The organism is Microcoleus sp. F4-D5, from assembly GCF_036704885.1.
Lineage (GTDB): Bacteria > Cyanobacteriota > Cyanobacteriia > Cyanobacteriales > Microcoleaceae > Microcoleus.
Genome location: NZ_JAUBSX010000135.1, coordinates 1 through 10666 on the forward strand (window position 1 = coordinate 1; position 10666 = coordinate 10666).

Sequence of the window (10666 nt, forward strand, 5' to 3'; positions counted from 1 at the left end):
AAAACTTATGTTTTGCCGAGCTTGAATTGCCCATCAAGTGCGATCGCAATTTTTCCTAACTTATTCAGTAAGCCCTACTTATTGCAAATATATGCTGAGGAAAACTTGGAAAATATTCTGTTAGCTTTGTGAAGGCTGTCGCTGCATGATAAGCGGCATAAATACCCCCGCCTTGAGCCGCAGCGATATAGACAGGATAGGGTTTATTTGAGAATTTATCGAGATCGGGGCGATTAGCTAACCATTGCTGAAAACTAGATTCTAAAGCTGGAAGGACTGAGTTTTCGGGTTTGCTGAATTGTCGAAAGCGATGATTGTCATTTAAATTTAAATTGCTAGAAACAACAATCAACACGATTAGAATCGTAATCCCAGGTATTTTGGTTTGCAGACCCCAGTCGTAAATTGTTGAAAAAACAACCACCAGAATCGTCAACGATATTGCCACCACACTAATTGAACCCAGCAGATCGGGAAGAAATGTCGGAGGCATCATCAACCCTAATGCGAGGGATGCCAGCAGAGAAATTGAACAAGTCCTAACAACTATAATTCGTGATTTTAGCGTGTTTTGCCAAGAAAACAGCGCCACATTAAAAAAGACGAGCAACAGAAAAACAGCAATTAAACCAAAAGACCAAGGTGAATCTTTTGCTGCCACGATCATAGGCAAAGATAAAATAATAAAAACAAAGCAGGCTGTATTAACAAATATATTTTCAAATCTTTGCCCAAATAGACCTTCACCCCTCTTGTTAGAGGCAAAAGAACCTAGAAATTTTGAGTATTTTAAAAGTTCAATACGTTTAATTATCAAATAAGGTAAAATTAACAATAAAAGTATATTGCTAAACATCCACACTAGCAAAAAAATCTTGGGATTAGTATTCGATAAGTTCTCCAATGTTTTTTGGGTAGCCCAAGTGCCATAAGCAAGGCTACCCAGTGGTATAGCACCTAACAAACGAGGTACATTTTTGTATAAGCAATCGAATTTTGGCTTGTAGAATTCAGGAAGACGATCTTCATAGCATTTCTCATGTAAACGTGCCGCGAACCACACACCAAGTGAAAGCAAAACAACAAATACTGTAGAAAAAACTGCCTGAGCTACATTATTATCAAAAGCAATTACACGATAGACCTCAATGGTTTGATCTATCTGGGTATAAAAATACCAAGATGCCACTGCAATTGTCAGAGGCACTCTTAAATATATCAAGAACTGCACGATGGGTTTAAGCTGGCTTTCAAAGCAATTAGAAATTCTTTGAATTAATTTATTTTCGTTATCAATTTCAGCCATCATATATCACTAACCAATGACTTTAAGGGAACATCTTTATTTAGAAGTAACTGCAACCTAACGGCTAAATTGAGCGGAAAACGATCGCCTCTCACTCAAACCGTAAATATTGCTATTTTGTCAGATCCAATGATTCGTTAGGCATCGATCGCTCGCTTAACAATTATTTATGCTTGGCGATCGCCAATAACTTCAGCTTGACTAAAATCATAGCTGTTTGTCCGCTCGAATGATTTGTTATACCTCGATCGCTTCAATAGTCCGGACTGTTTTTAGTTCTTAGGCTGAAACCGTCGATTTTCCGTTGGTAGCTCGATTGCCTTGGAGCCTTGAAACCCTCATTCTACGGTTGGCAATCAAAAACTGTCCGAAGTATTGTTAACAATTATTTATGCTTCGCGATCGCCAGCCCAAAATGCTCACTCATCCCAAAATTCGTGGTGTGACATGCTCGCGGGTACAGAAGGTGGGATCGATTTTAGCGTGAGGTTCTCTAGAGTCATTTTTAAGTCGTCCAGGACTGTGAGTGACTTGGCGCCACCACAAACCCAAAAACTCAATGAGACTTAAATTGAACGTTTTCGGTTCCCGATCGGTCTAAATTCAACAGACGCCCGATCGGTCTAATTTATATGTACTTAGTAAAGCACTTTCAGATTAAAAAAGAGCTGAGTCCGTGGGTTAGCGGGCTGCTTGCCGCTTCCCTGCTTGCAGGAGTAGGCTACACAGCTTACAGCCAACTCGCAGTCAAATCCAGCCGCGAAACCAGACGCAAGGAAAAAACCGTTGCTGTCGAAAGGGTGAACCTGCCGATTACAATTTCGGCAAACGGCACAATTGTGCCCGAACGTTCCGTTAACGTCAGCCCCAAAACTTCAGGAATGCTCAAAAGTTTGCTTGTCAAGGAAGGAGATAGGGTTGAACAAGGGCAGATTCTCGCCTACATGGATGACTCCAACCTCCAAGGCCAGCTTACCCAAACTCGCGGACAACTCGCAGCGGCGGAAGCAAACCTGGAAAAATTGCTCAACGGCACTCGATCCCAGGACATTGCTGTGGCTAAGGCAGTGTTAGCAGAACAACAGGCAAGTCTGGAAAAATTGCTCAACGGCAATCGAACCCAGGATATTGCCGTAGCTGAGGCACAACTAGCTGAACAACAGGCTAATTTAGAAAAATTGCTCAACGGCAATCGAACCCAGGATATTGCCGTAGCCGAGGCACAACTAGCCGAACAACAGGCTAATTTAGAAAAATTGCTCGAGGGCAACCGGCCTGAAGACATCGCCCAAGCAACCGCCAAACTCAGAGATGCCGAATACGCGAAAAACCAAGCTGAGGAAGACTTTCAGAGAAATCAGGAACTCTATAATGCCGGAGCCATTGCTTTGCAAATTGTCAACAACTCCCGCACCGAGCGCGATCGAGCCGGGACGCAAGTCAGGCAAGCCGAACAAGCTGTAGCTTTGCTGCAAGCGGGCGCACGCCCGGAAGAAATCGCTGCGGCGCGGGCTGCTGTCGAGCAAAAACGGCAAGCTTTGACCCTGGCGCGATCGGGCGCACGCCCGGAAGAAATCGCTGCGGCGCGGGCTGCTGTCGAGCAAAAACGGCAAGCTTTGGCGCTGGCGCGATCGGGCGCACGCCCGGAAGAAATCGCTGCGGCGCGGGCTGCCGTCGAGCAAAAACAGCAAGCTTTGGCGCTGCTAGAAGCCGGTTCTCGCCCCGAAGACATCGCCCAAGCCCGGGCCCAAGTTCTCGCCGCTAGAGGCAGCCTGCAAAGCGTTCAAGCGCAGATCGACGACACTGTGCTGCGGGCTCCTTTCACCGGCACTGTCACCCGCAAGTACGCCGATCCCGGCGCTTTTGTGACTCCCACGACGGCAGGTAGTGCGGTTTCTTCGGCGACTTCTTCTTCGATTTTGTCCTTAGCTTCAAAAAATCAATTAGTAGCAAACGTAGCAGAAACTAATATTTCTCAGATTCAGATCGGCCAGGCTGCGTCTATTCAAGCCGATGCTTTTGCGGGAAAGACTTTTGCAGGTAAAATCACTCAAATTTCGCCTCAGTCGATCGTCCTGCAAAATGTGACAAGTTTTGAGGTAAAAGCGGCAATTATTAATGACGATAAACAAATGCTGCGATCGGGCATGAATGTGAATGTGGAATTTAAGGCCGGTGAACTTAAAAATGTTTTGGTAGTTCCGACTGCCGCAATTGTCCGCCAACAAAGGGAAACGGGGGTTTTTGTTCCCGGTCCAGAAGATGGCCAACCTGCTTTTATGCCGATTAAGACTGGTATGACGGTGGATGACAAGACGGAAGTGCGATCGGGTTTGAAAGGAGATGAAAAAGTGCTGCTTAGTTTGCCCCCCGGATTGCGGTCTAGATCCCAAAATCCATCGCCGGGACCGATTCCGGGTTTGCAACCGGGTGGGAGAACGCGCTTGCGTTAGCAGTCATTAGTCATTAGTTAGTCCGCGAGTGACTCCGACAGTCCGACAGGGATTGAAATCCCTGTCTCATACCGAAAGTCCTCTGAAAGAGGACTGAAGAGTTAGTTGATGTACATCGGTTTTAGACGAATTTTCAGTCGGTTTCAACCGACTGTCTTCTATGAGACGGGGGTTTCAACCCCCGGCGGGTCGTGCCACAAATCATATCGTTTCCGGTTGCATCGTCAGGTGATAAATTAGGAACCAATTTAGGCATACTTCTTAGAAGTTGCCACCAAATAACAAATAACAAATAACAAATAACATGAAATTACAGACTCGCCCCCGCACCAAAAAAATCTCTAACGTTCAAATCGCGTTCATGGCGACAGAGGCGCTGTGGAATAACAAATTGCGTACCAGTTTAACCATGCTGGGCGTAATTATTGGGATATCTTCGGTAATTGCCATTACTTCGGTGGGACAGGGAGTACAAAAATCAACTGAAGAACAGTTAAAGGCTTTGGGTACAAATGTGCTGTTGGTTTTATCCGGCGCTGCGCGATCGGGCGGTGTCAGTCAGGGAAGCGGTTCTGCTACTACCCTGACTTGGGATGACGCTAAGGCGATCGGCAAACAAGCTCCTGCTGTCAAAGCAATTTCTGCTTATTTGCAGCGTCAAGTGCAAGTCGTTTACGGCGGACAAAATTCATTTACTGCTATTTTGGGAACGGATTTAAACTATCCAGATGTGAAGAACATTCACCCTCAACAAGGACGGTTTTTTAACGAGGATGAATTGAATGCTGCTGAGCCAGTAGTTGTCCTCGGTTCTAAGGTGCGGGACGAACTTTTTGGAGCCGGAGCTAATGCGCTATCCTCCGATATTCGCATTCAGGGCAACCGCTACAAGGTCATTGGAGTGATGGAAAGCAAGGGGTCTGTAGGGGGAACCGATCAGGACGATCGAGTTTATATTCCCCTCAAAAATATGTCTTCGCGGATTGTGGGGAGAAATTCTTTAGCGGGGATTGCGATCTCTGGTTTTTGGTTGGAAACTGCGGGCGAAGCGGATTTAGCGGATGCTCAATTTCAAGTGGAAAATATCATGCGCTTGCGCCACAATATTTATCCGCCACAACCGGATGATTTTCGAGTTGTCAATCAAGCTGAGATAGTTAATACTTTCAGCAATGTGATAGGTTTATTTACGGTTATGGTGGGTGCGATCGCCGGAATTTCTTTGGTGGTTGGCGGCATCGGTATTGCTAATATTATGTTGGTGTCTGTTGTGGAACGCACTAAGGAAATTGGGATTCGCAAAGCGGTAGGCGCTACTAATGCAGCAATTCTAATTCAATTTATGGCGGAATCTATTTTAGTTTCCACGGTGGGGGGAACGGCGGGAATTGGGTTGGGAATTGCGATCGCCTTTGGGGCCTCGACAGCGTTCAAATTTCCGTTTGTGGTTTCTGTATGGTCGATCGCCGCAGGTTTTGGGCTATCTTTTACTGTAGGCTTATTAGCTGGAGTGCTACCGGCTCGGAATGCAGCTCGTTTAGATCCGATCGCAGCTTTGCGGAATGATTGAGGTTAGTGACGTTCGCCCCCGTTAAATTGAACAGTCCTAGGCGCAAGTGTCGCAATTACAGTCCTGGACGCACGAGTGGTCATAAACTGGGTTTGGTGGACGATCGGACTTCGTTGTCGGCCACATATTCGCTAACGGTACTCAGACAAAAATCACGTCAACAATGAGTACCAACTAAGACATGTAAAGGGTTTGAGCTTGAATGGGGCTCAGTCGGGAATTGACAGCGGTTTTACCTCTGATATCAAATCCGCGCTTCGCAAGTCGGGGGTAAAATCGAGTCAACACTCAACTCTCAACCATCATGCAGTTTTTCGACCCCGAGTCAACAGCCAACAGCCAACAGTCAACAGTCAACAATCATTTCCCTCGTGCAACCGGAATAGATATAACGGAGCATCAAACTCTTTCCCTTACCTAGACTGCTTTTCAGGTCTTTTAGGGGCTAGAAAATGTCTAAGTCCCATTAGAACTAATAGACGTTTCTTCAAATATAATAACCAAAACCCCTTATCCAACACGCAATTTCCATGTTAGAAGCATTGGTATTGGCAACAGTATTTTGCGGATTTTTTGGTATCATCTTTAAAAAGAACCTGATCATGAAAATCGTCTGTATGGATGTCATGAGTACAGGGGTTATAGCCTATTACGTGGTGGTGGCATCGCGAGAAGGCTGGCTGACACCAATTATTTCAAAGGGGAAAAATGTCGCTTACGCCGATCCGGTTCCCCAGGCGGTGATCTTAACGGCGATCGTGATCGGCTTTTCGATTCAGGCTTTAATGCTGGTCAGTGTGATGAAGCTGGCACGAGATAATCCGACATTAGAAAGTAACGAAATCGAGATGAATAATACCCCATGAATACCCTGACGATCGCCTGGATTGGACTCCCGTTTTTTGTCGGGTTTAGTATTTATTTGATTCCGAAGCTTGACAAGTATCTCGCAATATTCGGAGCGCTCATCTCCGCTGCCTATGCGTTCCTGCTTTTTGCTATGCCGTCAGCGGTGACGCTGGAGTTACTGGATAATTTCAGTGTCACGTTGTTAGTCGATCGCTTGAGTGCCTATTTCATCTTAACCAATGCCTTAGTCACTGCAGCGGTGATTATCTACTGTTGGCCCACAGATAAGACGGCATTTTTTTATGCACAAATTCTGATGGTACACGGCAGCCTGAATGCGGCCTTTGCCTCTACGGACTTTATCAGTTTATATGTAGGGTTAGAGGTCAGCGGGATTGCGGCTTTTCTGTTGATTGCCTATCCTCGCACCGATCGCTCGATTTGGGTGGCTTTGCGCTATCTATTTATTAGCAATACGGCAATGCTGTTTTATCTAGTCGGTGCCGTGCTGGTTTATAAGGCAAGTCATTCGTTTAGTTTTGCCGGCTTGGGTGCAGCACCCCCAGAGGCGATCGCTCTGATCTTTATGGGACTCTTGGTTAAGGGAGGTGTGTTTGTATCGGGGTTATGGCTACCGTTAACTCACTCGGAATCAGAAACGCCAGTGTCGGCTTTGCTGTCAGGAATTGTCGTTAAAGCGGGGGTATATCCCCTCGTGCGCTGTGCGCTGATGGTGGAGGAGGTGGCCCCCATCGTCCAACTCTTTGGCGTCGGGACGGCGCTGCTGGGCGTGTTCTATGCCATTTTAGAAAAAGATAGCAAACGGATGTTGGCTTTTCACACGGTTTCGCAGTTGGGCTTTATCCTCGCTGCACCGTCCGTGGGTGGGTTTTATGGGCTGGCACACGGTTTGGTCAAATCGTCGCTGTTTCTGACAGCAGGATCGTTACCGAGTCGTAATCTCAAAGAATTGAAACAGAAGCCGATCGATACCAAAATCTGGATTGCCTTAGTCATAGCTAGCTTATCAATCTCTGGCTTTCCCTTGTTGGTTGGCTTTGGGGCAAAGGTGTTGACGGTGAAGAATTTGGGATTCTGGCCAGCGATCGCGATGAATGTCGCAGCAGTCGGAACAGCAATCTCTTTTGCTAAATTCATCTTTCTACCTCGTGGCGGACAAACAGCAGTCAAACCCGGTTTTTGGCCTGCGGTGTTGCTGTTGCTAGCGGGGCTGATTGCAGCCAATGCTTTTGATGTTCAGGCTTATACGCTGGAAAATATGCTTAAGGCGATCGCCATCATCGGCGTTGGTTGGTTAGCCTATTTTCTAATTTTTCAACGCACGGCAATCAAACTGCCACGTATGCTTGAACAATTCGATCATTTGGTCGGTTTTATGAGCTTGATTTCGCTCCTACTATTCTGGATGGCATTACCAAAATGATTGGACAGCTAATATTAAGACTGACGATCTGGTTTCTACTTACTGCAGATTTTAGTTTGGCAAATATTGCGATCGGCATCATCATTGCTTTCCTGTTGCCGCGCAGCTCCGCACCCCCGGAACCTTTGAGGGAATGGTTGGGGGTGTTGGGTAACATCTTCAGGGCGATTCCGATAGCTTATCTGGAAGCTGTTGAACTCATCTTCCGCCCCCATAGACACGAAGATGTGATCATGGAAAAAGTGCCAAACCATCGATCGCCCTTGCTGATCTTCCTAGATGTCTTCCTGATCACTTTTACTCCTAAGACGATTGTTGTGAAATATCATGAAGAGGGTTTTTACGAAGTACACCGAGTGCGACGGACATCAAACACCTAGCTCAAGTTTGTTTCTGAATGATTTAACCGCTATTGACGCAGAGTCAGAGAAGAGAAGAGAAGAGAAGAGAAGAGAAGAGAGAAATGAATAATTCAGATTTAGCTAAGTAAGAAAAATCAGGAGTGCACACAATTGAACAACTTGAACAACTTGATTCTAATTGCGATGATTCTGGCTTTGCTCATACCCATGTACGAAGTATGGAAAGATCATGATATCTGGCAGACAATGTTGGCCTTTGCAAGTATCTCGACCAAGACGGCAATCATCGCTCTCGTCATATCCGTCTGGCGCGATGATTGGATGATCGGTGTGGTGGCGGCGATTATCCTCAGTGTGGGTAATGCTGGATTGATGTTGTTGGCACATATAATCAAACGTATCAGTGAAGCATGATCGTAATAGATGTATTGAGTTATACCTGCATCGGTATAGGGATTTTTTTCTGGTTTTGGGGAACTTCTTACCTACTTGGGAAGCGATCGGTTTTGTATAAACTGCACAGTCTTTCGGTAGCAGATACGCTTGGGTCAATGTTGATCGTCGTCGGATTGCTGCTGCAAATACCCAATAAATGGCCCCTGCTGATTCTGGCGATCATTTGCTTAGCAATCTGGAACACAATGCTGGGATATGTGTTGGCCTATTGTTCCAAAACAGGGAATAACTATGAACGATAATAGCTACATTTATGTCCTCGTCGCTCTGCTACCCTTAGCTGCTGGTATGGTGGTATTTCAGGTCAATCCATACCACGCATTGGTACTGCGGGGGGTATTGGGAGCGATCGCCGCCTTGGTATACGCGATTTTAGGCGCGGCGGATGTGGCATTGACCGAAGCCTTGATGGGTACTCTACTCGCGATTACACTTTATGCAGTGACGGTGCGTTCATCCCTCGTGCTGCGTCTGGGTATCATCGAAGACGGGATAGAGGGCGATGCCGTACCAGACGGCAAAACCGCAGGTCATTTTAAGCAACTGATAGATGACATCCGCACAGTTTTTCAGAAACGCCATATGCGCCTGGAACTGGTTCCCTATGCGACTATACAGGCATTGGAGCGGGCCTTGCTCGAAAAAGAAGTCCATGCAGCTTGTGCGCCACAAAGCCAATTGGAACAGGGCGGCGAAGCGCAACTTTATAACACCGCAATCAGAGTTCGGCGTGTCTACGACATCATGCAAACCGAACTTTCATCACCAGGGACAACCCTAACCTATGTAAATACACCAGACGCAGAGGACAAGCATTGATGAAGTGGGTTTACTTTTTATCAGGGATAGCGCTGTTTGTCAAAATGCTGCTAATCGCCAATCCAACAATGGACTTATCGCAGCAAAGTTCGATCGTCGAATTGGTTGTTCAAGATAGTGGAGTACCCAATGCGGTTTCCGGTATCATTTTGCGAAATCGGCTGTACGACACGATCTTTGAAGTCGTGGTATTTACGATCGCCATCTTGGGTGCAAGTTTTATGCTAGCCAATGAAAGGCCGTCCTGCGCCATATATCAGTTTACCGATCAACCATCGATTCTTTTGGCGCGATTGGGAGCGACGATTGCCGCCTTGGTGGGTATCGAACTAGCAATTCGCGGGCATTTAAGTCCTGGGGGTGGTTTTGCCGCGGGTGTAGCGGGGGGAACTGCGATCGGCTTGGTGGCGATTACCTCATCACCGCAGTGGATGCAAGAAATCTACAAGCGCTGGCACGCCGCGACTTTGGAGAAGGTTTCGGTACTTGTTTTCATTGTATTGTCCGTTATCACTCTGTCAGGATATGAGTTACCGCACGGAGAGTTAGGCACACTTTTCAGCGGTGGCATTCTCCCCTTGCTCAATATCCTGGTTGCAGTCAAAGTCGCATTAGGATCGTGGGCGGTGATGTTGGTGTTTATTCGCTATCGCGGATTGCTATGACAAATGTTCCGATCTCAAATCCATTGACATCGAAATTATTCATTTGTTTCATTCTCTGACTCTGTGTCCTCTGTGTTCTCTGCGGTTTAATCATTAAGCAACAACCGTAAACGATATTTTACGTTTATAAGGCTTACGCACGAGTAGTCAGAAACCGGGTTTTTTTGCGAAATACTTCGTTACACCCGCAGAATTTGCCAAAAACCCGGTTTCTTTGCTTTTGATAAGAATTTCCTGTGTACTCATCTGCGTTTATCTGCGTGCATCAGCGGTTAAAAAATCCAAATTTCCAAGATATCAGCTTACACTAAACCAGCTTAAAAAATCTGATTTGCAGTCAGGTTCAAATCAGGAAAAGTTTGCGACACAATCCGATCGTTCTCTCGAAACTTGAGGATTTGATATTCACCATCAACCAAGTTATACCACTTCTCCAAAATCATGCAACAGTAGCTAGGGCCGATAGAATATAATCCCATCCCGCGATAGATGCGATTGTTTCAGTTGAAAATTCTTCAAGAAAACTGCGAACTTTTTCTTTGATTTCATCTAAGTTGTCATACAACCCCCAACTCAGTTCTTGTTTTATGTATTGCCATACTCTCTCGATTGGATTCAATTCGGGACTGTATGGTGGTTGGAAAACCAGTAAAATATTATCTGGTATTTTGAGCTGACTACTATGATGAAACTTACCATTATCCAGTTGCACAACATTTAAATGCTCCGGATATTCTGCTGC

Annotated in this window: 11 protein-coding genes; 9 read left to right on the forward strand and 2 right to left on the reverse strand. The window is 46.0% G+C overall.

Going from position 1 to position 10666, the window contains the following annotated elements; translation table 11 throughout:
* Positions 1 to 64 precede the first annotated feature (64 nt).
* Positions 65 to 1309 carry a hypothetical protein gene (locus tag QUA80_RS32145; protein WP_333428977.1) on the reverse strand — a complete coding sequence of 415 codons (1245 nt, stop codon included), beginning with the start codon at positions 1307 to 1309 and terminating at the stop codon, positions 65 to 67.
* Between the two features lie 629 nt (positions 1310 to 1938).
* Here QUA80_RS32145 and QUA80_RS32150 point away from each other — a divergent pair.
* The 9 genes from QUA80_RS32150 (at position 1939) to QUA80_RS32190 (ending at position 9924) form a co-directional block, all read left to right on the forward strand.
* Positions 1939 to 3759 (forward strand): efflux RND transporter periplasmic adaptor subunit, encoded by a 1821-nt coding sequence (locus QUA80_RS32150; RefSeq protein ID WP_333428978.1) that lies wholly within the window; start codon positions 1939 to 1941, stop codon positions 3757 to 3759.
* Between the two features lie 304 nt (positions 3760 to 4063).
* A complete protein-coding gene (locus tag QUA80_RS32155) occupies positions 4064 to 5329 on the forward strand; it encodes an ABC transporter permease (protein ID WP_333428979.1) in 1266 nt (421 codons plus the stop codon).
* Between the two features lie 530 nt (positions 5330 to 5859).
* Positions 5860 to 6195: a cation:proton antiporter subunit C gene (locus tag QUA80_RS32160; protein WP_015176833.1), complete on the forward strand. Its 336-nt coding sequence runs from the start codon at positions 5860 to 5862 to the stop codon at positions 6193 to 6195.
* Positions 6192 to 7622, forward strand: a complete 1431-nt coding sequence (locus tag QUA80_RS32165) for a cation:proton antiporter (protein WP_333428980.1) — start codon at positions 6192 to 6194, stop codon at positions 7620 to 7622. The genes QUA80_RS32160 and QUA80_RS32165 overlap by 4 nt, the downstream gene beginning before the upstream one ends.
* A complete protein-coding gene (locus QUA80_RS32170; RefSeq protein ID WP_333428981.1) occupies positions 7619 to 8002 on the forward strand; it encodes a Na+/H+ antiporter subunit E in 384 nt (127 codons plus the stop codon). The genes QUA80_RS32165 and QUA80_RS32170 overlap by 4 nt, the downstream gene beginning before the upstream one ends.
* 165 nt (positions 8003 to 8167) lie before the next feature.
* Positions 8168 to 8398, forward strand: a complete 231-nt coding sequence (locus QUA80_RS32175; RefSeq protein WP_333294936.1) for a hypothetical protein — start codon at positions 8168 to 8170, stop codon at positions 8396 to 8398.
* Positions 8395 to 8682, forward strand: coding sequence for a monovalent cation/H(+) antiporter subunit G (locus QUA80_RS32180; RefSeq protein ID WP_333428982.1), 288 nt, complete (start codon positions 8395 to 8397; stop codon positions 8680 to 8682). Before QUA80_RS32175 ends, QUA80_RS32180 begins: the two co-directional genes overlap by 4 nt.
* Positions 8672 to 9259 (forward strand): DUF4040 domain-containing protein, encoded by a 588-nt coding sequence (locus tag QUA80_RS32185; RefSeq protein WP_333428985.1) that lies wholly within the window; start codon positions 8672 to 8674, stop codon positions 9257 to 9259. Before QUA80_RS32180 ends, QUA80_RS32185 begins: the two co-directional genes overlap by 11 nt.
* Positions 9259 to 9924 carry a Na(+)/H(+) antiporter subunit B gene (locus QUA80_RS32190; RefSeq protein WP_333428983.1) on the forward strand — a complete coding sequence of 222 codons (666 nt, stop codon included), beginning with the start codon at positions 9259 to 9261 and terminating at the stop codon, positions 9922 to 9924. The genes QUA80_RS32185 and QUA80_RS32190 overlap by 1 nt, the downstream gene beginning before the upstream one ends.
* Before the next feature lie 439 nt (positions 9925 to 10363).
* Here the strand turns inward: QUA80_RS32190 and QUA80_RS32200 are convergent.
* A partial coding sequence (locus tag QUA80_RS32200; RefSeq protein ID WP_333428984.1) for a transposase occupies positions 10364 to 10666 on the reverse strand: 303 nt, incomplete at its 5' end.